Origin of the sequence: Aeromonas sp. A04 (genome assembly GCF_047780465.1) — a bacterium.
GTDB lineage: Bacteria > Pseudomonadota > Gammaproteobacteria > Enterobacterales > Aeromonadaceae > Aeromonas > Aeromonas bestiarum.
The window spans coordinates 1,577,242-1,600,513 of record NZ_JBLNHP010000001.1; the positions used below are offsets into that span (position 1 = coordinate 1,577,242).

At 63.9% G+C, this 23,272-nt stretch carries 22 protein-coding genes and 1 pseudogene; 13 read left to right on the forward strand and 10 right to left on the reverse strand.

Annotated features, from left to right (window positions below):
* Positions 1–31: 31 nt before the first annotated feature.
* Positions 32–3,532, reverse strand: a complete 3,501-nt coding sequence (locus tag ACM3N8_RS07215) for a NahK/ErcS family hybrid sensor histidine kinase/response regulator (RefSeq protein ID WP_416015796.1) — start codon at positions 3,530–3,532, stop codon at positions 32–34.
* A gap of 225 nt (positions 3,533–3,757) precedes the next feature.
* Here ACM3N8_RS07215 and ACM3N8_RS07220 point away from each other — a divergent pair, with 225 nt between their 5' ends.
* The 4 genes from ACM3N8_RS07220 to ACM3N8_RS07235 all read left to right on the forward strand — a co-directional run bounded on the left by ACM3N8_RS07220 (position 3,758) and on the right by ACM3N8_RS07235 (position 5,821).
* Positions 3,758–4,378 carry a DUF2975 domain-containing protein gene (locus tag ACM3N8_RS07220; RefSeq protein WP_103471508.1) on the forward strand — a complete coding sequence of 207 codons (621 nt, stop codon included), beginning with the start codon at positions 3,758–3,760 and terminating at the stop codon, positions 4,376–4,378.
* A 7-nt stretch (positions 4,379–4,385) separates the two neighbouring features.
* Complete coding sequence (locus ACM3N8_RS07225; RefSeq protein WP_005311752.1) at positions 4,386–4,595, forward strand: helix-turn-helix domain-containing protein; 210 nt, start codon at positions 4,386–4,388, stop codon at positions 4,593–4,595.
* A 17-nt stretch (positions 4,596–4,612) separates the two neighbouring features.
* Positions 4,613–4,804: a hypothetical protein gene (locus tag ACM3N8_RS07230; protein WP_416015798.1), complete on the forward strand. Its 192-nt coding sequence runs from the start codon at positions 4,613–4,615 to the stop codon at positions 4,802–4,804.
* Between the two features lie 102 nt (positions 4,805–4,906).
* The gene (locus ACM3N8_RS07235) at positions 4,907–5,821 is read left to right on the forward strand and encodes a hypothetical protein (protein WP_416015800.1); all 915 of its coding nucleotides are present in this window, start codon (positions 4,907–4,909) and stop codon (positions 5,819–5,821) included.
* A 72-nt stretch (positions 5,822–5,893) separates the two neighbouring features.
* Here ACM3N8_RS07235 and ACM3N8_RS07240 read toward each other — a convergent pair whose 3' ends face one another.
* A complete protein-coding gene (locus ACM3N8_RS07240; protein ID WP_416015802.1) occupies positions 5,894–7,033 on the reverse strand; it encodes a 3-phenylpropionate MFS transporter in 1,140 nt (379 codons plus the stop codon).
* Between the two features lie 282 nt (positions 7,034–7,315).
* Positions 7,316–9,409 (reverse strand): TonB-dependent hemoglobin/transferrin/lactoferrin family receptor, encoded by a 2,094-nt coding sequence (locus ACM3N8_RS07245; protein ID WP_416015804.1) that lies wholly within the window; start codon positions 9,407–9,409, stop codon positions 7,316–7,318.
* A gap of 187 nt (positions 9,410–9,596) precedes the next feature.
* Here ACM3N8_RS07245 and ACM3N8_RS07250 point away from each other — a divergent pair, with 187 nt between their 5' ends.
* From ACM3N8_RS07250 to ACM3N8_RS07260, 3 genes are read left to right on the forward strand one after another with little or no spacing between them, the layout of a single operon-like run.
* Complete coding sequence (locus tag ACM3N8_RS07250) at positions 9,597–10,580, forward strand: ChaN family lipoprotein (RefSeq protein WP_416015805.1); 984 nt, start codon at positions 9,597–9,599, stop codon at positions 10,578–10,580.
* A 20-nt stretch (positions 10,581–10,600) separates the two neighbouring features.
* The gene (locus ACM3N8_RS07255; protein WP_043554665.1) at positions 10,601–11,152 is read left to right on the forward strand and encodes a cysteine hydrolase family protein; all 552 of its coding nucleotides are present in this window, start codon (positions 10,601–10,603) and stop codon (positions 11,150–11,152) included.
* Between the two features lie 39 nt (positions 11,153–11,191).
* Complete coding sequence (locus ACM3N8_RS07260; RefSeq protein WP_416015807.1) at positions 11,192–11,596, forward strand: hypothetical protein; 405 nt, start codon at positions 11,192–11,194, stop codon at positions 11,594–11,596.
* A 70-nt stretch (positions 11,597–11,666) separates the two neighbouring features.
* Here the strand turns inward: ACM3N8_RS07260 and hutZ are convergent, their stop codons facing one another.
* On the reverse strand, positions 11,667–12,224 hold the full coding sequence (hutZ, locus tag ACM3N8_RS07265; RefSeq protein ID WP_043554664.1) for a heme utilization protein HutZ: 558 nt from the start codon (positions 12,222–12,224) through the stop codon (positions 11,667–11,669).
* The gene (hutX, locus tag ACM3N8_RS07270) at positions 12,221–12,733 is read right to left on the reverse strand and encodes a heme utilization cystosolic carrier protein HutX (protein ID WP_043135106.1); all 513 of its coding nucleotides are present in this window, start codon (positions 12,731–12,733) and stop codon (positions 12,221–12,223) included. Before hutX ends, hutZ begins: the two co-directional genes overlap by 4 nt.
* A gap of 168 nt (positions 12,734–12,901) precedes the next feature.
* On the opposite strand from hutX, the gene ACM3N8_RS07275 reads away from it, so the two are divergent.
* From ACM3N8_RS07275 to ACM3N8_RS07285, 3 genes are read left to right on the forward strand one after another with little or no spacing between them, the layout of a single operon-like run.
* Positions 12,902–13,741 (forward strand): heme/hemin ABC transporter substrate-binding protein, encoded by an 840-nt coding sequence (locus ACM3N8_RS07275; RefSeq protein ID WP_416015809.1) that lies wholly within the window; start codon positions 12,902–12,904, stop codon positions 13,739–13,741.
* Positions 13,738–14,769 carry a FecCD family ABC transporter permease gene (locus ACM3N8_RS07280; protein ID WP_290019833.1) on the forward strand — a complete coding sequence of 344 codons (1,032 nt, stop codon included), beginning with the start codon at positions 13,738–13,740 and terminating at the stop codon, positions 14,767–14,769. Before ACM3N8_RS07275 ends, ACM3N8_RS07280 begins: the two co-directional genes overlap by 4 nt.
* A 13-nt stretch (positions 14,770–14,782) precedes the next feature.
* Positions 14,783–15,571 (forward strand): heme ABC transporter ATP-binding protein, encoded by a 789-nt coding sequence (locus tag ACM3N8_RS07285; RefSeq protein WP_416015811.1) that lies wholly within the window; start codon positions 14,783–14,785, stop codon positions 15,569–15,571.
* 72 nt (positions 15,572–15,643) lie between these two features.
* Here ACM3N8_RS07285 and ACM3N8_RS07290 read toward each other — a convergent pair whose 3' ends face one another.
* Positions 15,644–16,270 carry a YitT family protein gene (locus ACM3N8_RS07290; protein ID WP_005311722.1) on the reverse strand — a complete coding sequence of 209 codons (627 nt, stop codon included), beginning with the start codon at positions 16,268–16,270 and terminating at the stop codon, positions 15,644–15,646.
* 332 nt (positions 16,271–16,602) lie between these two features.
* Between ACM3N8_RS07290 and ACM3N8_RS07295 the strand changes: the two genes are divergently transcribed.
* On the forward strand, positions 16,603–17,616 hold the full coding sequence (locus tag ACM3N8_RS07295; protein ID WP_290019831.1) for an NAD-dependent epimerase: 1,014 nt from the start codon (positions 16,603–16,605) through the stop codon (positions 17,614–17,616).
* 6 nt (positions 17,617–17,622) lie between these two features.
* Here the strand turns inward: ACM3N8_RS07295 and ACM3N8_RS07300 are convergent, their stop codons facing one another.
* The 4 genes and pseudogenes from ACM3N8_RS07300 to xapA all read right to left on the reverse strand — a co-directional run bounded on the left by ACM3N8_RS07300 (position 17,623) and on the right by xapA (position 21,576).
* Entirely contained in the window at positions 17,623–18,537 is a 915-nt protein-coding gene (locus ACM3N8_RS07300) for a DMT family transporter (RefSeq protein WP_348685587.1), read from the reverse strand.
* 60 nt (positions 18,538–18,597) lie between these two features.
* A pseudogene (gene deoC / locus ACM3N8_RS07305) lies at positions 18,598–19,390 on the reverse strand (deoxyribose-phosphate aldolase).
* Positions 19,391–19,464: 74 nt separating this feature from the next.
* Entirely contained in the window at positions 19,465–20,724 is a 1,260-nt protein-coding gene (locus tag ACM3N8_RS07310; protein ID WP_241279999.1) for a NupC/NupG family nucleoside CNT transporter, read from the reverse strand.
* Between the two features lie 24 nt (positions 20,725–20,748).
* Entirely contained in the window at positions 20,749–21,576 is an 828-nt protein-coding gene (gene xapA, locus ACM3N8_RS07315; RefSeq protein ID WP_416015814.1) for a xanthosine phosphorylase, read from the reverse strand.
* A gap of 327 nt (positions 21,577–21,903) precedes the next feature.
* Between xapA and ACM3N8_RS07320 the strand changes: the two genes are divergently transcribed.
* Together ACM3N8_RS07320 and ACM3N8_RS07325 are read left to right on the forward strand one after the other, a co-directional pair.
* Positions 21,904–22,842 (forward strand): LysR family transcriptional regulator, encoded by a 939-nt coding sequence (locus ACM3N8_RS07320; RefSeq protein ID WP_416015816.1) that lies wholly within the window; start codon positions 21,904–21,906, stop codon positions 22,840–22,842.
* A gap of 170 nt (positions 22,843–23,012) precedes the next feature.
* Positions 23,013–23,201: a hypothetical protein gene (locus tag ACM3N8_RS07325; protein WP_103471517.1), complete on the forward strand. Its 189-nt coding sequence runs from the start codon at positions 23,013–23,015 to the stop codon at positions 23,199–23,201.
* Positions 23,202–23,272 lie beyond the last annotated feature (71 nt).

The window sequence follows — 23,272 nt, forward strand, 5'->3', positions numbered from 1 at the left end:
AAGCGCCGATCTTGACGTCTCGGGGCTGAGATTAAAAATCAGACGAATTACTTGTTTCGTGATCATCATCAAGTTTGGCAGGCCGCAATATGCTGTTCATCAGCGCACGCAACTTGAGCGGTTTGACCGGTTTGCTGATGTAGCCGTAGCCGTGTTCACGGATCTGTGCCTGCAACTCGCTCTTGCGATCCGCACTGATGATGATGCCGCCAATGTCGTTGCCATGGGCGAGGCGCAGCATGTGCAGGGCCTGCAACCCTGTCTTGCCGTCATCCAGGTGGTAATCGGACAGCACCAGCTGCGGCAGGAAGCCGCCGGCGATGAGATCCTCCGCCTGAGCCTGGCTTTGGGCACACACCACCTCGCAGCCCCAACGCCCCAGCAGGGAGTGCATGGCGATGAGAATGTCGCCCTCGTTGTCGATGCAAAGCACCCGAACACCTTCCAGTTGGCTGTCCCGCAGGGCAGGCGCAGCCACTTGCGTCGTTGCGACAGGGCGGGTCGCCAGATTGAGGGTGATGGCAAACACGGATCCCGCCCCCGGCCAACTGCGCAGGGTCAGGTTGTGGCCCAGCACCAGGGCGATGCCGCGGGCGATGGCGAGCCCCAGCCCCAACCCCTGCTCCTTGGCGGTGCGGGAGTGATCGAGGCGGGAGAACTCGTCGAAAATCGCTTCCTGCTTGTCGAGCGGTATGCCGGGACCGTTGTCCCACACCTCGATGCGCACCTTGTCCCCCAACCGGCGACAACCGAGCAGCACACGGCCGCCCGGGTTGTAGCGAAACGCATTGGTGAGGAAGTTTTGCAGCACCCGTCGCAGCAGGCGCACGTCGCTGTACACGGCCAGCTTGCTCTCAACCACAGAGAACTGAATGCCCCCCGCCTGGGCCAGCACCCCGAACTCCGCCTTGAGGTTGTCGAACACGTCGTGCAGGGCGAAATCGAGCTTTTTAGCCTTGAACTTGCCCGCCTCGAGCCGCGAGATGTCGAGCAGATCCGTGATGAGATCCTCGGTCGCCCCCAGCGCATCGTCGATGTGACGGGCGATGCGGGCCGTCTCATCCCGGGGCGGCAGCATCTCCAGCAGGGAAGAGGTAAACAGCTTGGCGGCGTTGAGCGGCTGGGTCAGATCGTGGCTCACCGCCGCCAGGAAGCGGCTCTTGGAGTGGTTGGCCCGCTCCACCTGCTGGTTCACCAGCAGCAGCTGACGGTTCAGCTCGGAGAGCTCGTGGGTGCGTTCGGCCACCCGCGCCTCCAGGTGTTCGTTGGCCTCGCGCAGCACCCGCTCGGCGTCGCGAAACGGGGTGATGTCGGTAAAGGTCATCACGAAACCACCAGCCGGCATGGGGTTGCCCTGCATCTCTATCACCCGCCCATCGGGGCGCTCCCGCGCCGAGATGTGGGGGCTGCCGCGCAGCATGAAGGCGACCCGCCGCGCCACATGGGCCTCGATATCGCCCGGGCCGCACAACCCCTGTTCGGCGTTGTAGCGGATGATCTCCTCGATGGAGCGCCCCATCTGGATGAGGCCGGGCGGGTAGTGGAACAGCTCTATGTAGCGCCGGTTCCAGGCCACCAGCTTGAGCTCCCTGTCCACCACGGAAATCCCCTGCCCCATGTGCTCTATGGCCCCCTGCAGCAGGCCGCGGTTGAAGCGAAACACGTCCGAGGCCTCGTCCACTATGGTGGCTATCTCTTCGAGCTGCATGTTGCGCCCCTGCAGGGCCGAGGCCAGCACCAGCCGGGCGGACGAGGTGCCGAACACCCCGGCCAGCAGCCGCTCTGTGTGGGCGATGAGCTCGGCCGAGGCCTGCATCTGGGGTGCCAGGGTGCCGCCCCGCTCGCCGGCGAAGCGGCCGAAGGCGCGCTTGACCCGGCTCGAGCCGACGAAACGGGCCGCCAGCATCTCCAGCTCCTTGACCGAGACCCGCGCCTGATAGAGGGCCGTGGTGTCGCGGCTCGGCTTGCCGACGAAGTTGGCCGCCTGCAGTCGCTCGCTCACCGCCGCCCGCGACAGCAGGGAGCCCGCCACATAGCCGAGCAGGTTGAGCAAGAGGCTCAGGAAGATGCACCAGGCCCCCAGGCTCAGATCGCGCACCGCGGGCCAGTCGGGTGGCGCCAGCAGGGCTTCCAGCGGCGAACCGGCCAGCAGGCCGCTCTCCGCCAGCAGGGTCGCAAACCAGAGGCTGACCCCGAGGGCGAGGCCGAGATAGACCCCCTTGCGATTGCCGTGCCGCCAGTAGAGGCCGAGCAGCAGGGCCGGCGCGAACTGGGCCACGGCGCCGAACGACAGATAGCCGATGCGCGACAGGCTGGTGAGATCCCCGAGCCAGAGGTAGAGCCCCCAGGCCGCCAGCAGGATCAGCAGGATGGCGCCCCGGCGCACCTGCAGCAGCAGCCTAACCAGCCGCTCGTCCCGCCCCTGCTGCCAGAAGCGGCGCAGCAGCACAGGCAGCACCAGATCGTTGCTGACCATGATGGCCAGGGCTATGGTGCAGACGATCACCATGCCGGTGGCCGCCGAGGTGCCGCCGAGAAACGCCAGCATCGCCATGCCGTCGAAACCGAGCGACATGGGCAGGCTGATCACATAGGTATCCGAGGCCATGCCGGCCCCCACCCACTGCTTGCCCGCCAGCGCCAGCGGCCAGATGAAGAGTCCCATCACGAACAGGTAGAGCGGGAACAGCCAGCGCGCCCAGTGCAGATCCTGGCCCTGATTGTTCTCCACCACGGTCACGTGGAACTGGCGCGGCAGGCAGATGACGGCGCACATGGCGACCAGGGTGTAGATGGCGAGCTCCAGCAGACCGCCCGGCGTCACCGCCACCACGGCATCGAGAAAGTCGCTGGCCACCAGGGTGCGGGCCTGGCTCGGCTGGCTCAGGATCAGCCAGAGCGCGAAGCCCCCCACAGTCACGAAGGCGAGCAGCTTGACCACGGATTCGAAGGCGATGGCCACCACCATACCTCTGTGGTGCTCGGTGGCATCCAGGTTGCGGGTACCGAACAGTATGCTGAACAGCGCCAGCAGCAGGGCCACGCCGAGGGCCAGCCCGGCGGTATTGCCGGTGGGGCCGGCAGACACAGAGTTGGCCATCAGCAGATCCAGCCCGGTCACTATGGCTTTCAGTTGCAACACCAGATACGGGAGTATGCCCATGATGGCGATCAGGGTGATCACCATGGCCAGACGCTGGGACTTGCCGTAGCGGGCGGCGATGAAGTCGGCGATGGAGGTGATGTGCTCGCGCTTGGCCACCAGGATGAGGCGGGCCAGCAGTCGCCAGCCAAACAGGAACACCAGCATGGGGCCCAGATAGATGGGCACCGGCGACCAGGGGGATTCGCTGGCCTGACCGACTGTACCGAAAAAGGTCCAGGAGGTGCAGTAGACCGCCAGCGACAGGCTGTAGAGCAGGGGTTGCCCCTTGAGGCGGCGGCGCTTGTTCTTGTCCGCCACGTAAGCGATCAGAAACAGCAGCCCCAGATAGGCGAGCGACAACCCGATCAGCAGCCATCCCTGGTGCATCTGTAACCTCTTGTCCATGTTGAATATTTAAGCGCGGCAGCTGCCAGTCTAGAGAGGTGCCCGGAAAATGTCATCTCCTTCTTGTGCATCACGCCTTATCGTTTTTCAATAAAAAACCCCTTGACTGAATATCGAAAAACGATAAACATTGGCGCCAAGTTATCGATAAACAGTAAGCAAACGCCGCACTGTGCGGCCCATGGCATCTATCACGAGGTAGTTAGGATGAAATACAACAAGCTCGAACGCATGAGCAGCCTGATCGAATGGATCCTGCTGTTCGCCCTGCTGGCCACCCCGATCATGACGGTGCTGGGCACCTGGTCCCATCTGCTCGGTGGCAGCGACTACCTGCAGGACGAGCTGATCAGTGCGCTGGCTCAGGAGGGTGACAAGGTGCTCAACGGCGTGCCGCTGACCATGGGGGAGGCTACCGCCGTCCAACAGGCAGCCCCCACCCCCTCGCTCAGCGACTATCCGCTTGACCTGGGCACGCGCCTGCTGGCTACCCTGGTCATGCTGCTGCCGGATCTGGTGTTCATGCTGATCCTGTGGCAACTGCACCAGCTGTTTCGCGGCTATCGGCACGCCATGCTGTTCACCTTCAGCCAGATCCGCCGCTACCGGCTGATCGGCCTGCTGCTGTGTGCCAGCTTCGTCACCAAGATCATCACGACCCCGCTGCTGGACACAGTGCTCACCCTGCCAGGCCCCGAGCTGCACGGTACTATCAACATAGGCTCATCGGACTTCCAGTTACTGCTGGCCGGCTTGATTGTCTCGGCACTGGCCCTGGTGATGCGCGAGGCCAAACAGCTGGCCGATGAACAACAACTGACGGTGTGAGGATCCCATGCCCATCATAATCCGGCTCGATGCCCTGCTGGCCGAGCGCAAGATGACAGCCCGTGAACTGGCCCAGCGGGTCGACATCACAGAGGCCAACCTCTCCATTCTCAAGAACGGCCACGCCAAGGCGGTCCGCTTCTCCACCCTGGAAGCCATCTGCCGCGAGCTGGGTTGCCAGCCGGGCGACCTGCTGGGCTATGAGCAGGAGCGCTAACCCGCAGGAATACCGCCATGACCCTTGATACCGTCATCCAGAGTCTGTTGCTGCTCCCCTTGTGGGGAGCGGCCGCCGGGGGCATCCCTGGCCCAAGCTACCAGCTCGTGGCCGGCGCCAGGCCCGACACCCTGCTGGTTCGCTTCACCCCGGAAGGGACGCAGCCGTTCACCCTGCTGCCCGCCCGTACCCTGAGTGGCACAGCATAGCGGGCGCTGCCTACCCTCACCTGTCTGGAGAGCGGCGCCAGAGTCACGCCGGATCAGCCCATCAAGTGCCGCGAGCTGAGCTGGCAGATAACGCTCAAGCCCGTGCCGGCAAGCGGGGCTGATGCCTCGGCACAGCAGAACCTCTACTTTCCGCAAGGCGGCTGGCTGGTCACCGAATGGGGCGATTTTCCACGCCAACAGGGCGCAGAACCGGGCCGGGTCTGTCTGCCGGATGGCCGGTGCAGCCCCCTGCCCGGCATGAAGGAACCGCCGCTGATCCTGCCCTTCGCCCTGCCCGCGACAGCCCGGTTGCGGCAGGGATCCCGTCTGCAAATTCATCATGATCGGATGGCCGACGCACTGGACATCCCACAGTTGCAAAAGCAGCTGGAGGCCATTGTCGATTACCTCGCCTTCCAGCTCGATGCCCCGCCCGCGCGCCAACCCTGGCAGCTGGTGTGGCTGGCGCGCGACATCAGTACCCACTCGCTGGGGGGCGCCGCCGGGGCCGGGGCGGCTGTCGCCAACTATCCGGTCAGCGACAACCAGCCCACCGCCGATGCCCCACTGCGTCTGCTGCGTACCAGTGCCCACGAGGCGGTGCACATGCTCGACACCCGGGCCAGACCGACCTGGGTCGCCGAGAGCCTGGCGGAGTACCTTGCCATCAAGTCGCTGCGCCGCTTCCGCCTGCACAGCACCACGGCCGCCGACGAGCTGGTGCAGCATGGCGCCCGCTTGCCCCATGCCGATGCGGGCCTCTATCGGGCCAATGATGCGGTCAAGGCGGGGGATCTCTCCTACTATCCCCTCTTCTACCTCAAGGGGAGCGCCTTCTGGGAGGCGCTGGAGCTGGCCCTGCAACCTCATCACCGCACCCTGTCGGCACTCTTGCCACGCCTCTCCTGGCAAGAGGACGGCCGCTTCGATGCCTCCTCCAGCACCCTGCTGGCGGGTACCCTGGGCAACGAGGTCTGGCAATCCCTGATCCGCCGCTATCTGAGCGAACAGGAGTGACGCAAGTACCATGAAAAAAGGGGAGCACATGCTCCCCTTTTCTCCGGCTGGCGCCTTCATCTTCCATCCGGTTCAGGCTGACGCCGCCTCGCCAGGGCGCAGCCGCAGGAAGAAGACGGGCGCCACCACCAGCACCATGATGAAGAAGATGCCGCCACCCAGCGGCTCGAACAGCAGGCCGCACAGGGTCATCAGGGCGGCGACCGTCATGCCGAGGCCGAGCGCCGCATAGAGCGCCTGGGTGGGGATCAGCTGTTCGGCCGGCAGCTGGCGGGTCATGAAGCGCACGGCGCCGAGGTGGCTGACGCAGAAGGTGACCGCGTGGAGCAGCTGGCCCGCCACCAGCACCAGGATCTCGGTGGAGGCACCGAGCAGGATCCAGCGCACCACGCACCCGATCGCCCCCACCAGAAACAGGGTCTGGGCGCCGAACCGGTTGAGGAAGCGCTTGTCGGCGGCGAACATGCCGATCTCCGCCACCACCCCCAGCGCCCACAGATAGCCTATGGTGGTGCCGCTGTAACCCGCCGCCTTCCAGTGCATGGCGCTGAAACCGTAGTAGGCGGCATGGCTGCCCTGCAGCAGGGCCGAGATCAGCAGGAAACGGCGCACCGAGGGGGACTTGAGGGTATCGAGCAGTGAGGCTTTCGCCCGCTCCCCCTGAATGTCCCGCGGCGCCGGATGCAGCGGCAGCAAGCTGAGCAGCAACATCATTACCAGCCCTGCCACCATGGTATGCAGTACCCAGTCGCTGCCAAAATTACCCACCAGGGCCCCGACCAGGGTCGACGCGACTATGAAGGCAAAGGAGCCACACAGCCGCACCTTGCCGTAGTCGAGGTGCGCCTGCACCACCATGCGGGTGGCCAGCGCCTCCCCCACCGGCATCAGGGTCGGGTAGATGAAGTTCGCCACCAGGGTCAGCCCCACCAGCCACCAGAGGCTGTGACTCAGATAAAAGCCGAGGAAGGCCAGCAGGCTCAGCAGGCAGAGCAGCCGGGTAACCGGCAGCAGGTGCCCGGCCCCCTTGATCTGCCCCATCACCAAGAGGTTGCCGGCAAAGCGGATCGCCATCCCTGCCCCCAGCAGCAGACCTATCATCTCGGCGCTCACACCTATGCCCTCCAGCCAGAGCGACCAGAACGGCAGGTAGGCGCCATAGACGAAGTAGAAGGCGCCAAAGAACAGGGCTAACCAGGAGAAGGCGGGCATAGATCCTCGACAACGAGCAGAAGGGGCACAAATGATAACCGATTTTAGGACAGGGATCCTGCGAGCCAGGCGCAAGCCGAAATGAAAAACATCAATAAAATTGAACTATTGCCGCAAGACCGGTGTCTATTGAGTAACACCTCCTCCTGGTTAGTGTTGCAATCCTTCCACCCGCTTCCGGCGGGTTTCTTTTTGGCTGCCATTTAGCTGGCATGGGCCGGTTTCACCCCATGAAAAAGGGGCCTGACGGCCCCCTGCTCAATATACTGCCGTGCTGTGGGATCAGAAGATGTACTTGACCCGTGCGCTCAGGTTGCGGCCCGGCTCTGTCTGGTTGCTGGTGTTGGCGCTGGCGCTCTGACCTGTGATGCTCTCGTAGCTGACGTACTCCTTGTCAAACAGGTTGAAGACACCGACGTTGAGCTGCAGATCCTGCATCGGCTTGAACTGGGCATAGATGTCCACCACGCCCCAGCCCGCGCTCTTGATGTTGTCGTTGCCCTTGGCATCCTTGCCCACCTTGTCCATGTCGTCGGCAAAGCGCAGCGCCGTGTTGATGTTCCAGTTGGGCTGTTCCAGCCGTACTCCCAGGCTGCCGTTGAGCGGGCTCAGGCTGTTGATGTAGTTGCCATCGCCATCCTTGCCCTCGATGTAGGCCAGGTTGCCCCAGACGTTGACCAGATCATTGAGCCAGTAATCCGCCTTGGCCTCGGCCCCCTTGGTGGTCGCCTTGTCCAGATTCTGGTACTGATACAGCGCGGTTCGGCCCTCGGTGCCGATCTCGGTCAACTCGATGAAGTCATCGAACTTGTTGTAGAAGGTCGCCACTTCATAGCTGAAACCGCCGGCGCTGCCGCGCACCCCCAGATCGATGCCGTCGCTGCTCTCGGGCTTGAGGTTCGGGTTCGGCTCGATGCGATAACCGTACGCCTGATGGTTCAGGGTGGAGAAGGCGTTGTCATACATGGGCGCCTTGAAGCCGTGGCTGTACTGGGCGAACAGGTTGGCCGCCTCGTGCGCCTTGAACACCAGCCCCAGCTTGGGCGAGAACTCCCCTTCGGAGAACTGCTTGAGCTTCTCACCCGTGTAGGCGGGATCCTCATCCGGCGTCATCTGGTAATAGTCGTAACGGGCACCCGGGGTCAGCACCCAGCGCTCGCCAAACTTGATTTCGTCGAAGGCCCACAGGGCGCCGTGCTCGCTGGTGGTGGAGGGGAAGCTCAACTCGTTGTAGCCGACGAAGTCCCCCGGCACGGTCGGCGCCTTGAAGCGGGTCCGCTCGTTGTCGGTGTGCTCATACTCCAGGCCCCAGGCCAGACGCTGGCTGGCCAGCGCCTTGCTGAATTTCACCTGGGCGCCCAGGCTCTTTTGCTCGAAGCCGTTGCTGTCCAGCGAGTTCTTGGTCACATAGGGGTTGGTCGGCTTGACCGGGTACTTGGACGAGGCGTACTGATCCAGGGTCTGCTTGGTGCGGGCGTAGTAGAGCTTGCTGTCGATGCGATCGACCCAGGGCGCGTTCAGGGCGATGCCGTGATCCAGCACCAGCGAGAGGTTGTCCGTGTCCTTGTCGGTGATCGGCTGATTGAAGACGGAGGCGGCCTTGGTGAGATCGACGGCATCCGGATCCTGCCCTTCGCTGAAGTAGTCGACGGTCAGCTTGAGGAACTGATCCTCGCTCAGGTTCCACTTGCTCTTGAACAGCACGGCCTGGCTGGCGATGTCGAATTCGTTCTTGTCGCCGTCGTAGTTCTGGGTCACACCGCCGTCACGCCAGGTGTAGCGCAGCAGGTTCTCGAACTCGCCGCTGCGCAGGGCGCCGGTGAAGCCGGCCATCTTCTGGTGACTGCTGGAGGCATAGCCGGTGGTGGCATCCAGATAGCTGTCGCGGCCCTTCAGGAAGTCGCCGGCATCCTTGGTGGTGATGGCGATGACGCCCCCCAGCGCATCGGATCCATAAGCCGCAGAGGCGGGACCCTTGGCCACCTCGATCTGCTTGATCATGTCGGTGTCAAAATAGCTCTGGCCCACGCCGCCGTTCTTGTAGGCGTCGTTCTGGCGCACGCCGTCACGCACTATCTTGACCCGATTCTCACCCATGCCGCGGATGATGAAGGTCTGGGCATCGCCGGCGCCGCCGAGGGCGGTGACGCCCGGTTCATAACGGAACAGGTCGGCGACGTTGCTCACCACCTGCTCTTCAATCTGTTCGGCCGTGATCACCGAAATGGGGCCGGAGACATCCTCCAGTTTTTGCTCCATCCGTGAGCCGCTGACGACCATGACTTCATCTGCTTTCTTGTCCGCCGCGAAGACCGGGGAAGCGAGACCGGCTGCCACGGCAAGGGCAACCAGCGATAGGGTGTTGTTATGGGCCACTGCAAATCCTTATTGAGAACTGTTATCAAACAGCTGGCATATTACTCAGCCCGCAACAAAGATCAATAATAAACGGAATCATTCTCATTTTCTTTTGTCGTGATTAGGTTCTACACTATTCCCCTCTGTTTTCCGGCCCGCCATGCTGCCATTGTATGGCTCTGGCTCTGCTTCGTTGTGAGATACCATGACTCGATTACTGCCCCTGTTCACCCTTCCCCTGCTGCTGGCCGCCTGCACGACAGTGCCCGATGACGATGCCGGCACCCTCTACCACTATCGGCTCAGCGCGGGCCAGACCGATGCCGGCCAGGGTGAACTGACGCTGACCCAGGCGGTGGCCAGGGTGGCGGATGCCGACATAGTGCTGGTGGGCGAGCTGCATACCCATCCGGCCGTGCACCTGCTGCAGGCCCGCCTGCTGGCGGGGCTGGCCAACACCTCCCGGGTCGATGGTCGCGGGCTGGCACTCTCCATGGAGCAGTTCAGCCGCGCCGATCAGCCGGTGCTGGACGCCTATCTCGCCGGACGCATCGGCGAGGCTGCCCTCATTCGCGATGGCAACGCCTGGCCCAACTACCAGAGCGACTATCGCCCGCTGGTGGAGTTCGCCAAGGAGCAGCACCTGCCGGTCATCGCCGCCAACGCCCCCAAACCGCTGGTGAGCTGTGTCGGCCAGGAAGGGCCCGCCTGGCTGGACAAGCTGCCCGCCAGTCGCCGCAGCCAGCTCGCCCGCGAACTCACGCTCACCGACGATCCTTACCGCCAGAAATTCATGGCCTCGCTCCACCACGGCGATGCCGACGGCAATGCCCGCCGCTTCGCCGCCCAGACCAGCTGGGACGACACCATGGCCGAGAGCATGGTGGATTACCTGCGCAGCCATCCGGGCCAGCGCATCATGCACATCGCCGGCAACTTCCACATCGAGGGGGGGCTGGGGCTCGCCAGCCGCATCGCCAGCCGCAACCCGGCGCTCAAGGTGGCGCTGGTCGTGCCAGAGACAGAACCGCAGAGCGATGCGCAGGCACCCGCCGGGCGGACCGCCGACATCCGGGTGCGGATCAGCCCCCTGCCAGAACGCTGGCTAAATGCCGATGAAATGAAGCAAGATATGGGCGCACTGCATCAATCCCGAAGCCGTGACTGCAGCCAGTGGCTGCAACCCTGAAAATTGCCTAAGGATTTCATATGGATGTGTTACTGGTCATCGACATGCAACAGGGGTTGTTTACCGACCCCCGCCATCAGGACGCGCAGGTCATCGCCAACATCAACCGCTTGGCAGACAACGTGCGGGCCAATCAGGGGCGTGTCATCTATGTGCAACACGACGCACCGGGTTCTGAACTGGAACCCGGCAGTGCAGGCTGGCAGCTTCACGCCGATCTCACCCCGGGCCGCGGCGACAGCCGGGTACGCAAGACCGCCTGTGACAGCTTCCTCGATACCGAGCTCGGCTTCCTGCTGGCGGAGCAGGCAGTGGACAGGCTGCTGATCAGCGGCTGTGCCACCGATTTTTGCGTCGACACCACGCTGCGCAGCGCCGCAGCCCAGGGGTTCGACGTGTTTGCGGTGACGGATGCCCACACCACGGCGGATCGCCCTCACCTGAGCGCTGAGAAGATCATCGAGCACCACCACTGGATGTGGCAGCATCTGAGCCTGCCAAAGGGCAGAACCGTGACCCTGCTCACCACGGATCAGCTGCTTGAGGCCATCCAGCCCGAGCTGGCGTGTTAATCTGCCTCTCTTGAAGTGATCACCCGATTGGAGTCTTGTGTGCGTCTACTGTCTGCCGTTGCATTCATGCTGTTGTTACCGGCAATCACTGCCTGCTCCGGTTTGCCGGGGCAGCAGCCGGCTGGCCCGGCCCCCCTGTTTCGAACCCATATCAACGAAGAGGGGAGCAAGCGCTTCACCTTCGAAGCCGCGCCGCTCGACACCCTGCCCACCCGGCTGCAGGAGAACGACGGCAGTCGCCTCAGCCGCAGCAAGAGTCTGTTGGAACGGCGTGATGCGCTGCAGGATGCACAGTTGACCCAGACCCTGGCCGAGCGGAAGTATTGCCGCGATGGCTATATCGTCCTCAGCCAGACCTCCTGGAAGATCCGGGGCGAATGCAACGAGACCGCCAATCAGGCCGATCGGGATGCCTTCCCCAACAAGGCCTCCTGGCAGGACTAGCGCTCAGGGGTGACACGCAATAAAAAAACGGGCAGCCAGGCTGCCCGTTTTTTATGCGATGTGGTTACCGTCAGACTGGCGCATCGGCCGGACTGGTCAGCTCGGCACCGTTGTCGACCCGTTTGTGCCCTTCCACCAAGTGGACGAAGTCCACCAGCTCGTCACCTGAGACCCGAAACGCCTGACCGAAGCCCTTGACGAACAGCCCCTGCTCGGGCTTGAGGCGGAACAGCACGAAATCCTTGAGGTTGGAGAGCCCCTTGACGATGTCGCCGAAGCGCCCTTCCAGCGCGGCGATCGCCTGGCCCCAGCGCACGTCGTCGCGGGCCACCACTTCGGCCAGCGCGTCGAAGGTGAGCCGCTTGCGGGCAAACAGCTCGCGGGCACCGGTTTCATCCTCGATCAGCATCAGCGACACCTTGGGCACCTGTTGCAGGTTGCGGGCGTGGCGGGCGATCTCGGAGATGAGCACATAGTAGCCATCCTCCTGCAGCACGAAGGGGGCATAGCTGGCATTGGGGTTGCCTTCACTGTCCACCGTCGCCAGCTGCAGGGTGCGGCAACCGTCGCGAAACTCGCGGATCTCCGGTTGCAGGCGATTCTGCAGACGCTCCTGACGTTCACTCATGCTTTGACTTCCTCTTGATACTGGTGGCGCAAGGCCATGAAGCGTTCCACCTGGGCTGGCAGCAGCTGGCGCTGCTCGTCACGTCCCAGATAGACCTTGAAAATACAGCGGCCGCTGTGGCCGAAGAACTGGAAGGAGTGCCCCTCCTTGCCCATGAACAGCTTGCTGACCAGCGCCATGCCGACCACGTTGTCGAGCTTGAGGTGACCGTGCATCTCGCCATCGCGCCCCATCAGGTTGTAGTAGCCACGGGCGCTCTTGCCCTTGGGAAACGGCGCCTTCACCTCGAAGATGGAGCCATCGGATTCGACGATGGTGGTCACCTGACCCCAATCCGCCAGATCCGCCAGCAGGGCTTCGGCCCGCTCGCCGGGCACCAGGGTCACCAGCTCGGCAGGCAGGTGGCGTACCACCTCCCACTCGCTGACCGCCAGCTGGCTGGCAATGGTGGAAGGATGGGCGCTGGGGTCTTGTTCCAGCAGCGCATGAATGCGTTGTGCAATGCTCATAGGTTCTCCCTTGGGATGCGTGCTGCATCCCTCTCCTGTCATGGCGAATACTCTAATAAAGCACCAGAGCCAATGCAATTGATAATCGCTTTCATTCTCAGTGCATTTTTTTCACCGGCTTGATATTCTCGGCGGCAACCCAACTTCATTCACCCTTCGGAGGTTAGCATGGGCCGTCGTTTTGCCCTCGCACTCAGCCTGCTCGGCTGCTCAGCCCTTTCCCTGTCTGCTGCCGCGCAGGAACGTATCGTCAGCATAGGCCCAGCCACCACAGAGCTCATTCTGGCACTGGGCGGTGAACAGAGCCTGATCGCCACCGACATCAGCAGCACTGAACCGAAAAATCTGCCCAGGGTCGGCTATCACCGCGCCCTCGCCGCCGAGGGGATCCTCAGTCTGGCGCCGACCCGGCTGATCGGCAGCGACGAGATGGGGCCGCCGCCGGCGCTGGAGCAGTTGCGCCGTGCCGGAGTCGAGGTGGACGTGCTGCCGACCGCACCGACCCTCGCCAACCTCAACCAGCGCATCGATACCCTGGCCGGCCTGCTCAATGACCCGGCCGCCGGCACGCGATTGAAAGCCGAGATCCAGGCCCAGACAGCGCAACTGGCGGAGCAGGCGAAGCAGAACAAGCCGCTCAAGGTGGTCTTCCTGCTGCTGCACAAGGGGCAACCCACCAGCATAGCCGGCGGCAATACCACCGCCAGCGCCCTGCTCACCCTGGCAGGCGGCGTCAATCCGGTAGACCAGTTAAGCGACTACAAGCCCGTCTCCACCGAATCCCTGATCGAGCTACAACCGGATCTGGTGCTGGTGAGCGGCCGCGACTGGCAGCAGTATCAGGATCCGGAAGCCGTGCTGAGCCAGGTACCCGCGCTCACCGCCACCCCGGCGGGTAAAAACCGGGCCATCCACGCCATCAACGGCCACGCCCTGCAAGGGGGCCTCAGCCTCACCTCGTTGCAGCAGGCGAACCAGATCGCCAAGTGGATCAAGCTGGGTTCATGATGCGCCTGCCTCTGCCCTGGCTTTTCGCGATCACCGGCGGCGCGCTGGCGCTGCTGCTGGTCGGGTCGCTGGCGACCGGCCCCATGGCCCTCTCTTTCGGCGAGAGCCTGCGTGCCCTGTTCGCCGGGCAGGAGAGCGGGATTGCGGCCCACAAACTCTTGATCGTGCAGGAGATCCGCCTGCCACGTACCCTGCTCTGCATCGCAGTGGGGGGCATACTCGGCCTCTGTGGTGCCGTCATGCAGGGGCTGTTTCGCAATCCGCTGGCCGACCCCGGCATCATAGGGGTCTCCGGCGGAGCTGCGCTCGGCGCGGCGCTGGCCATAGTGCTGCTGGCCCCCCTCGGCCAGCAGTGGCAGAGCCTGCTCGGCATAGGCCTGCTGCCCCTGCTCGCCTTCCTCGGCGGCGCGCTCACCACCACGCTTGTCTATTTGCTCGGCACCCGGGAGGGGGGCACCTCCGTCACCGTCATGCTGCTGGCGGGGGTGGCCATCACGGCCCTGTCCGGCGCCGTGATAGGGCTGCTCACCTACCTGGCCGACGACCAGATGCTGCGCAACCTGAGCCTGTGGCAGATGGGCACCCTGGCGGCGGGCAAGCCGGTGGACGTGGCGTTGGCACTGGCCACCCTGATCGTCCTGCTGCTGCTGTTCATGCGCGATGCCAATCCCCTCAACGCCCTCTTGCTGGGGGAAGGGGAGGCCCGTCATCTGGGGGTCAATGTGCAATCCCTCAAGCGGCGCCTGATCCTGCTCACCGCCGCCGGAGTCGGCGTGGCCGTCGCCGTGGCGGGCATGATCGGCTTCGTCGGTCTGGTGGTGCCCCATCTGGTACGGCTGCTGGCCGGCCCCAACCACGTCAGGCTGCTGCCGCTCTCTGCCCTGCTGGGCGCCGCCCTGCTGCTGGGCGCCGACATGCTGGCCCGCACCCTGCTGGCGCCGGCCGAGCTGCCGGTCGGCATCATCACGGCCCTGCTGGGCGCCCCCTTCTTCATCTGGCTGCTGGTCAAGGGCCGCCGGACGCTTTAACCGGAGGTCTATCTTGCCTGCATCAACCCCCCTGCTGCGCTGTCACCAGCTCAGCCTCACCCGAGCTGGCCGCCCCATCCTGGACAGGCTCGACATCAGCCTGCAGGCCGGCACGCTCACCGCCCTGCTCGGCCCCAACGGCGCAGGCAAGAGCTCGTTGCTCAAATGCCTGACCGGCGAGCTGGAACACGAGGGGGAGATAAGCCTGTTTGGCCGGAAGTGGCAAGCCTGGCCCGCCATAGAACTGGCCCACAGCGTCGGCGTGCTGCCGCAGAGTTCGTCCCTCAACTTTCCGTTTCTGTGCGAAGAGGTGGTCGCCATGGGGCGCCTGCCCCACAGCGAGCCCGCCAGCCGGCGCGACCAGATAGTGCGGGCCGCCATGACCCATGCCGGAGTCGAGCACCTGGCTGGCCGCCTCTATCCCGGCCTCTCCGGCGGGGAGCGGCAGCGGGTGCAGTTCGCCCGGGTACTGGCCCAGATCTGGCAGGCACCGGACGATCCCCAGCAGCCGCGCCTGCTGCTGCTGGACGAGCCCACCTCGGCGCTCGACCTCAAGTACCAGCACCAGCTGCTCACCATGGCCCGCGCCCTGGCCGCCCGCAACACAGCCGTGCTGGTGGTGCTGCACGATCTCAACCTGGCGGCCCGTTACGCCGACCGGCTGGTGATGCTGGAGCAGGGCAGGCTGATGGCCGACGGCACCCCGGCCGAGGTGCTGACTCCGGCCCTGATCGATCGCCTGTATGACTACCCGGCCCAAGTGATCCACCATCCAGAAACCGGTCTGCCCATGGTGGTATGAGAGGGTTCAGGATCCCGGATAGCAAAAGAGCGCCATCAGGCGCTCTGTTTTGTTTGCATGAAGCATCTCGACTCAGGCTATCTGATAGCGGCCCGGCTTGTGATTGAGTGTCAACACCAGGTTACAGATGATGGCCGCCACCACGGAGAGCGCCAGGATCCAGGGCTGCACCACGAAGCAGGAGGCGATGACTATGGTGCAATCAAGCCCCATTTGCAGCTTGCCGGCGCGGATGCCGAAGCGGTCCTGGATAAACAGCGCCAGTATGTTGAAGCCACCCAGACTGGATTTGTGGCGGAACATGATGAGCAGCCCCATGCCGATCAGGGTGCCGCCGATCAGGGCCGCATAGACGGGTTCTATCTTGCCTATCTGCAGCACGGCGTTGAGGTGATCCGTCATGAAGGAGACGGCGGCCACGGAGACGAAGGTGTTGAGGGTGAAGCGCGGCCCCATCCTGAGCCAGGCCAGGGCGTAAAACGGCAGGTTCATGCCGAAGAACAAGAGGCCAAAGCTCAGCCCCGTCACCTGTTGCAGCAGCAGCGCCAGCCCGGCGGTGCCGCCGGTGAGCAGGCCGACCTGATGAAACAGGAAGATGCCGAGGGAAACGAAACCGGCGGCGGTCAGCAGGGCGAGTACATCTTCATAGAGGGGATGCGCAGAACGGGCTGAGCGCGCAGAGCCTGGGGTGTTGTCCATAACCTGTATCCAATAGCGAAGTGAAAAGAGTGTTTTGTGTCCGTCGTGGCGGACGCGAGCCCTGTCCGCAGGGCTTCGTTATGGGTTCCAGTCTATTTTTTGCGACCAGGATCACAATAGCCACGGGGAACGCCCCGTTTTGGTGCCTGTCATTCTCCATTGACAGCCAGTGCACCAAGATGCAGCATGCCGCGCCTGACGAGCCAGCCCTCGTCCACCCTGGCGCCGCCTCCGTGTGGCGCCGGGACCCGCGCTCTGGTACAAAGCGCCCAGCCCTTTTTCAGCCCCCACTCAGGACCACAGGCCCCCATGATCAGCACAGGACAACACGTATGAAATATCTGGTGACAGGCGCCGCCGGCTTTATCGGCTTTCACGTCGCCAGACGGCTGTGCGAGGCGGGCCATCAGGTGGTGGGGCTGGACAACCTCAACGACTACTACGAGGTGAGCCTGAAGCGGGCCAGACTGTCACGGCTGGTCTCCTTCCCCCATTTTCGCTTCGAACAGCGGGAGCTGGCGGATCGGGACGGCATGGCGACCCTGTTTGCCGAGAGCGGGTTCGAGCGGGTGATCCACCTGGGGGCCCAGGCGGGGGTGCGCCATTCACTGGAGAACCCGTTTGCCTATGCCGACAGCAACCTCACCGGCATGCTGACAGTGCTGGAAGGCTGCCGCCAGCACGGCATAAACCATCTGATCTACGCCTCCTCCAGCTCCGTCTATGGCCTGAGCGATCAGATGCCCTTCTCCACCGAACAGCCGGCGGATCACCCTGTATCCCTCTATGCCGCCACCAAGAAGAGCGGCGAGCTGATGGCCCACGCCTACTCGGCGCTCTACGGTCTGCCCACCACAGGTCTGCGCTTCTTCACCGTCTACGGCCCCTGGGGTCGCCCCGACATGGCCATCGCCAAGTTCACCCGCGCCATCCTGGCCGGCGAGCCCATAGATGTGTACAACCAGGGCCTGCTCAGCCGCGACTTTACCTACATAGACGACATAGTGGACGGCATACTCGCCGTCGCCGAGCTGCCGCCGCGCGCCAATCCGCACTGGCACGCCAGCCAGGGCAGCCAGGCCGAAAGTGCCGCCCCCTACCGCCTCCTCAACATAGGCAACGGCCAGCCGGTGCGGCTGCTCGACTTCATCGAGGCGCTGGAGCAGGCGCTGGACAGGCCCGCCATCAAACGGATGCTGCCCATGCAGGCCGGCGACATGCACGCCACCTGGGCCGACAGCGAGCCCCTGCACAGCCTCACGGGCACCCGCCCCGCCACCCCGCTCAGGCAGGGCGTCGCCGAGTTCGTACGCTGGTATCTGGCCTACCACCAAATCGCCGATTGATCCCGCTCAGGGCCTGCCGGATCGCACCCTGACCGATCCCAGCACCATCACCACCATGGTCAGCATCACCCCGAGCACGCCCCAGCCCACCTGATGCCAGACCACCAGCTCCCCCGTCAGGCTGCTGAAAAGCAGCACCAGCACGGGGATCAGATAGGTGTAGGCCGAGACCTGCTCCGGCTGCAGTACCACGCTGCCCTGCTGGAACAGAAAGAAGCTGAGCGCGGTGGCAAACAGCGCCAGATAGCCCATCCCGAACCAGAGCGGCAGCGACACTTGGCCCCAGTCGGTCGCCAGCAACCGGGGCGCCGTCACCAGGGTGAGCAGCAGGGTGGCGCAGATCAGGGTCCAGCAGGTGAGATGAACGAACGACTCCCCCCGGTAGTAGCACTTGATCAGGATGGGATTGAGAGCCATGGCCACACAACCGAGCAAATAGATGCGATTGCTGGGGGTGAGGCTCAGGCTCGCCACCTGTCCCAGTTCCCCTCGAAAGATGATGAGGGCGGCGGCCACCATGCCTCCCAGCAAAGCAAACGCCATCGACCAGCCAATGCGACGCTGGAAGATCAGCATGCTGGCCAGGGCGCTGATGAGGGGAACCGTGGTGTAGAGGGCGCTGGCATCGAGGGCGCTGGTCTCCTGCAGCGCTACGAACATGGCGACGAAGTAACAGAGCGCCGGCAGCGAGATGAGGGTATAGCGCCCCAGATCCCGCAGTGATGGCAGTTGCAGTCGCCGCTGGCAAGCCAGCAGAGTCACGAAAGTGAGCGCCGCCAGCAGGTAGCGCACCCAGGTGACCACCAGGGGATCCAGCACGGCGGTGAGCGCACTGCCGATGGGAAACGACAGGCTGATGAGCAGGGTGAACAGCAGCACCTTGCCGTGGGCCTGAACGAAATGAAAACGGGGATGGGACATGCAATGCACCTGTAATGACGGGCGCCCTGCAGGGCGCCGGTCTGGCTGGGGGGTTGTCGTTCAGTAACCACGACCGACAACGGCCGGGGTCTTGCCGTCCAGGGTCGCCAGCAACTGGCCGAGCAGACTGGAGGCGCCGAAGCGAAAGTGGTCAGCATCGAGCCAGGCTTCGCCACAGCATTCGGCCGCCATGGCCAGATAGTCTGCCGCTTCCCGGGCACTTCTCACCCCGCCCGCCGCCTTGAACCCCACATGCTCCCGTACCCCCCAGCTCGGCGATGGTCGCCAGCATGATGCGACTGGCTTCAGGCGTGGCATTGACCGGCACCTTGCCGGTAGAGGTCTTGATGAAGTCGGCCCCCTCCTCGATGGCGAGCCGGGAAGCAATGCGGATCAGGGCTGGGTCTTTCAACTCGCCTGATTCGATGATCACCTTGAGCAGTCGCGCCCCGCACAGCGCCTTGCCACCGCGCACCAGTGCCCGAGCGCGTGTCTCGTCTCCCGCCTGCAGCGCACGCCAGGGGATCACCAGATCAATCTCGTCGGCGCCATCGAGGAGGGCAGTACGGGTGTCGGCCAGCACGGCCTCGAGCTCATCGTCACCATGGGGGAAGTTGACCACGGTCGCCACCTTGATTTGCGGGGTGCCCTGGGCCGCCAGGGTGTGCTTGGCCAGCGCCACGAAACGGGGATAGATGCAAACGGCAGCCGTGTTGCCAAAGGGGGTCTGCGCCTGCCGGCAGAGCGCAAGGATACGCGCCTCGTTGTCATCCGGGTTGAGGCTGGTGAGATCCATCAGTCCGATGGCTCGAACGGCGGCTTGGGTCAGGTCCAGGAGGGTGTAAGAGGTCATGAGAAGGCTCCGAATTGCGATAATGGGTGATGAAAAGGGGCGCCTCAGCGCCCCATAGAGAACCTGAGGCTCACTCAGACCAGGGAGAAGAAGACCCCGGCGATGGCGGCGCTCATCAGGTTGGAACAGGTGGCCGCCAGCACGGTGCGCAGGCCGTGGCGGGCGATGAAATCGGTACGGGACGGACAGAGGGTGCCGAGGCCCCCGATCAGGATCCCCATGGAGGCCAGGTTGGCAAAGCCGCACAGGGCGAAGCTGATGATCACCTTGGACTTCTCCTCCAGCACCTGCAGACCGGCGGCGGTCACAGTGCTGGCGTCCTTCAGGTAGGGGGAGAGATCGCTGTAGGCCACGAACTCGTTCACCACCAGCTTCTTGCCGATCATGGCGCCGGCGATGCCGATGTCCGCCACCGGCACCCCGAGCAGGAAAGCGAGCGGCGAGAAGATCCAGCCCAGGATGATCTCGAGGGAGAGCTGCATGCCCATCATGTCCCCTACCCCGCCGAGCAAGGTGTTGACCAGGGTCACCAGCCCTATCATGGCGATCAGCATGGCGCCGATGGCAGCAGCCAGCTTGAGGCCGCTGCTGGCCCCCTCGCCGGCTGCCGCCAGCACGTTTTCCGGCTTCTTGCCATCAAACTGGATGCTGTGGTCGAAGGCATAGTCCGGCTGGCTGGTTTCGGGGATGATCAGCTTGGCAAACAGGATCCCGCCGGGCGCCGCCATGAAGGAGGCCGCCAGCAGGTACTGCATGTCCACTCCCATCATGGCGTAGCCAGCCAGCACAGTGCCGGAGACCGAGGCCATGCCGCCACACATGACGGCGAAAAACTCGGAGTCGCTCATCTTGGGCATGTAGGGCTTGACCACCAGCGGCGCCTCGCTCTGGCCGACGAAGACGTTGGCCACCGCCGACATGGATTCGGTCTGGGAGGTGCCGAGCAGGCGGGCCATGGCGCCGCCGATGAAGCGGATCACCAGCTGCATGATGCCGAGGTAGTAGAGCACGGCGATCAGCGCCGAGAAGAAGACCACCAGCGGCAACACGTTGAGGGCGAACACGAAGCCTATGCCATCCACCGAGAAGTTGACCAGGTTGCCGAACAGGAAGTGGATGCCCGCCTTGCCGCTCGCCAGCACGGCGTCGACCCCGTGGGCCATGCCCTCCAGCGCCCGTCGCCCCAGCGGCACATAGAGCACCAGGGCACCTATGGCCACCTGCAAGGCCAGCGCCAGCCCCACTGTGCGCAGGCGAATGGCCCTGCGGTTGGTCGAGGCGAGAATGGCGATGAGGATCAGCGCCGCCATGCCGAGAAATCCTGCTGCAAACATAGGTGACCTCCTGGTCGTTCCTGCTTACTGGAAGTGGTGCTGGATGAAGGCGTTGATGAGGCGGATGAAGTCCGCTTCCGCAAGCTTGGCGCACTTGAGGGTCTGATCATGGGAGAGCTGCACGTCGCCGAGCCCCTCCGCCATGTTGGTGATGGCGCAGATGGCCAGCACCGGCAGACCACAGTGGGCAGCGCTGACCACCTCGGGCACCACCGACATGCCCACCACGTCGCCGCCGATGATCTGCATCATGCGGATCTCGGCGGCTGTCTCGAAACAGGGGCCGCTGTAGGAGACGAACACCCCCTGATTGACGGCGATCCCCTCGCGCCCGGCCAGCGCCAGCGCCTCGCCCCTCAGCTCCTTGTCATAGGCATTGGCCAGGCTGAAGAAGCGCGGGCCGTAGGCCTCGTCGTTGGCGCCCGTCATGGGGGTGCCCGGCATGGTGTTGATGTGATCGTTGAAGATGACCAGGGAGCCGACCCCGATCCGCTCCGGACGCAGAGATCCTGCGGCGTTGGTCACCAGCAGCAGCTCGCAGCCCAGGCGCTGGAAGGTGCGTACCGGCGTGGTCATCACCTTCATGGTTTCGTGTTCGTAGTAGTGGCCGCGCCCCTTCATGCAGACCACGTCCACTCCGCGCAGCTTGCCGAGCACCAGCTCGCCGCTGTGACCGGCCACGGTACTGACCGGGAAGCCGTCCAGCTCCTCGTAGGGGATGGTGACTTTATCTTCCAGTGCATCGGCCAGCACGCCGAGGCCTGAGCCCAGGATCATGGCGGCGCGGGGGGCAAAACCCGGCTTGCGGGCGAGAATGGTGGCGACGGCGTTGAGTACCGGATCTTGTTGCATGAGCTGCACCTCTTGAGGCTGTAAATGAGAAGATGGGCTCACTCTAGGGGAGGTATTCGGCGATAAAAATCGCTAAAATCGGCCTTACTATCCTGTTTTTCGGCACAATAAGACGAGCGATAGCAGGCATAGGGTACCCAAACGCGCAGAAATGGTGCTGATTGGACCTTATTGTCAACCAGTCGGCGCGCTTGCCGCAGAAAAGCGGTGGCGAGAGTGTGAACCGGATCGACCAGGCGCCGTGCACGGGCCCCGCTGCCAACACAACCCGATGCGCAATCTTTGACGGGGATCGCACCCGGCTCCCCATACTGACAGGAGGTCAGCTTGTCCCTCGACAGTCACTGGCGCGATCGCGTCACCCTCAAGATGCTGCGCTACTTCCATGCAGTAGCCTGCCACGGCCACTTCAGCCGGGCCGCCGAGCAGCTCAATGTTTCAAAGTCTCCACTCAGTGCCCAAATCAAGGAGCTGGAGAGTGTGCTGGGGCTGGCCCTGTTCGAACGCCACACTCGCCAGGTGAGCCTCACCGCCACAGGCCGTCTGTTGCTGGATGAGTGTGCCCTGCTGTTCGACGTGCTGGAGAGCGGCCTCAACAAGGTGGTGCAGGCGGGGCGCATGGAGCGCAACCAGATCCGCATCGGGCTGGTCAGCTCCATCTTCTGGGCGGGCTTTGGCGAGGTGATCCGCCAGTGTCACAGGATCCATCCCGAGTTCGAGATCTCCTTCACCGAGCTGTCGCCGGAGAAGCAGAAGCAGGCGCTGGCCAGCAAGGAGATAGATCTCGGTCTCGCTCGCTTCGCCGACACCTTCAACATCCATCCGCTGCGGGCCGAGAGCATCTATCGCGAACCCATGGTGCTGGCAGTATCGGATGAGCACCCGCTGCGGGATCGCAAGCGGGTCTCCCTCACCGAGCTGGCGGGCGAGCGCTTCGTGCTGATGAGCCGGGCCAACTCGGCCTCCACCGACCTCATCATCAACTCCTGCCTGGTAGAGGGCTTCTACCCCCACCTCAGTCAGGAGGTGGTCGAGCCCAATACCCTGATGGCGGTGGTGGCCACCAGCCAGCAGGTTGCGCTCGCCCCGGCCAGCTACGGCCGCCAGAAATGGCCCCATGTGCGTTTCATCCGGCTGGAGCAGCAGATCCCGGCCGATCTCTGCGTGCTCTATGCCCCGCACAGTGCCGAGCAGAGCGCATCGCCCGTGATCCGCCACTTCATCGATACCATGAGCGAGCAGATGAACCTGGCGCCCGATGAGTGATGAATGGATCAGATCGCCGAGTCTCGCCCGACGCATCAGGATGCGCGCGGTGACCACCACATATGGACACAGACACGCGCAGGCACGGCGCGGTATACTGCCGGGCGTGGCGTCATACGGGAACAGCTTCCGGGCCATGCCAGATCACCATGATGAGAAGGAGTCACCTCATGATCCGAACCCTGCTGTTGCTGGGCGCCGCCCTCGCCGCCTGTGCATTGCAACAGAGCCATACCCTGCTGCCCCTGCTCAGCCTGCTGGCCCTGCTCTCGGTCTGGGTGGCGAGTGAAATCGGTCTGATGTACCGCCAGTTGCCCGCCGCCAGAGAAGATGAGCAGACACATCATCTCGACGTCTAGCTGCAACGCCACTGACAACCTCTGCTCCCAACCCTTTGCTCGGCCAGTGCCGCCCGGAATAGCCATGACCC

Coding starts and splice junctions, on each gene's coding strand:
- ACM3N8_RS07250 (WP_416015805.1), top strand. CDS start 9,597: ATGACTCGATTACTGCCCCTGTTCACCCTTCCCCTGCTGCTGGCCGCC.
- ACM3N8_RS07240 (WP_416015802.1), bottom strand. CDS start 7,033: ATGCCCGCCTTCTCCTGGTTAGCCCTGTTCTTTGGCGCCTTCTACTTC.
- hutZ (WP_043554664.1), bottom strand. CDS start 12,224: ATGAGTGAACGTCAGGAGCGTCTGCAGAATCGCCTGCAACCGGAGATC.
- ACM3N8_RS07255 (WP_043554665.1), top strand. CDS start 10,601: ATGGATGTGTTACTGGTCATCGACATGCAACAGGGGTTGTTTACCGAC.
- ACM3N8_RS07295 (WP_290019831.1), top strand. CDS start 16,603: ATGAAATATCTGGTGACAGGCGCCGCCGGCTTTATCGGCTTTCACGTC.
- ACM3N8_RS07225 (WP_005311752.1), top strand. CDS start 4,386: ATGCCCATCATAATCCGGCTCGATGCCCTGCTGGCCGAGCGCAAGATG.
- ACM3N8_RS07230 (WP_416015798.1), top strand. CDS start 4,613: ATGACCCTTGATACCGTCATCCAGAGTCTGTTGCTGCTCCCCTTGTGG.
- hutX (WP_043135106.1), bottom strand. CDS start 12,733: ATGAGCATTGCACAACGCATTCATGCGCTGCTGGAACAAGACCCCAGC.
- ACM3N8_RS07275 (WP_416015809.1), top strand. CDS start 12,902: ATGGGCCGTCGTTTTGCCCTCGCACTCAGCCTGCTCGGCTGCTCAGCC.
- xapA (WP_416015814.1), bottom strand. CDS start 21,576: ATGCAACAAGATCCGGTACTCAACGCCGTCGCCACCATTCTCGCCCGC.
- ACM3N8_RS07280 (WP_290019833.1), top strand. CDS start 13,738: ATGATGCGCCTGCCTCTGCCCTGGCTTTTCGCGATCACCGGCGGCGCG.
- ACM3N8_RS07300 (WP_348685587.1), bottom strand. CDS start 18,537: ATGTCCCATCCCCGTTTTCATTTCGTTCAGGCCCACGGCAAGGTGCTG.
- ACM3N8_RS07325 (WP_103471517.1), top strand. CDS start 23,013: ATGATCCGAACCCTGCTGTTGCTGGGCGCCGCCCTCGCCGCCTGTGCA.
- ACM3N8_RS07310 (WP_241279999.1), bottom strand. CDS start 20,724: ATGTTTGCAGCAGGATTTCTCGGCATGGCGGCGCTGATCCTCATCGCC.
- ACM3N8_RS07215 (WP_416015796.1), bottom strand. CDS start 3,532: ATGCACCAGGGATGGCTGCTGATCGGGTTGTCGCTCGCCTATCTGGGG.
- ACM3N8_RS07220 (WP_103471508.1), top strand. CDS start 3,758: ATGAAATACAACAAGCTCGAACGCATGAGCAGCCTGATCGAATGGATC.
- ACM3N8_RS07290 (WP_005311722.1), bottom strand. CDS start 16,270: ATGGACAACACCCCAGGCTCTGCGCGCTCAGCCCGTTCTGCGCATCCC.